The following is a 451-nucleotide window of genomic DNA, read 5'->3' as shown; positions in this document are numbered from 1 at the left end:
TCGGATTGGCCTGGCCAGATACTGCGTAGTCTGCGGGCAATTTGTTGCGGTGACCAGCCGATGCGGAGCATTTCGACGACCACTTGAAATAGCTCTGAGTCCGGAGACAAACGCCGCTGACGGCGAGGCGCATGTCGAAGCTGTTGAGCCCTGCTGGTAGCTTGGATGGCGTCATAGTGAGGCTGCTGGGGGTTGCGTTTGATCTCACGACTAATGGTGCTGGGGTGACGGCCTAGCAAAGCGGCAATAGCTCGCAGCGTCTGTCGTTGAAAGAGCATCACCATAATGGTGACGCGCTCCTCGGTACTCAGTTGGTTGTATTGGGTAGACATGGCAACACCTTACATGAGGTGTTGCACTTGCTCCTTGAGACCGCCCATCCTTGCCGAACGTGCTAATCTTCCTGCCAAGGCCAAAAGCAAACTTCGCGAATTGAGAGTCCAGTTATCTG

General features: G+C 55.0%; 1 protein-coding gene. It reads right to left on the bottom strand.

Annotation, left to right across the window (positions count from 1 at the left end; translation table 11 throughout):
* Positions 1-332: helix-turn-helix domain-containing protein (locus tag GHO25_RS25780; RefSeq protein WP_153393445.1), on the bottom strand; the 332-nt coding region annotated here is incomplete at its 3' end.
* Positions 333-451: the final 119 nt, after the last annotated feature.

It is taken from the genome of Pseudomonas sp. FSL R10-1350 (assembly GCF_009600525.1).
GTDB lineage: Bacteria > Pseudomonadota > Gammaproteobacteria > Pseudomonadales > Pseudomonadaceae > Aquipseudomonas > Aquipseudomonas helleri.
This window is presented reverse-complemented; position numbering and strand designations above follow the sequence as displayed.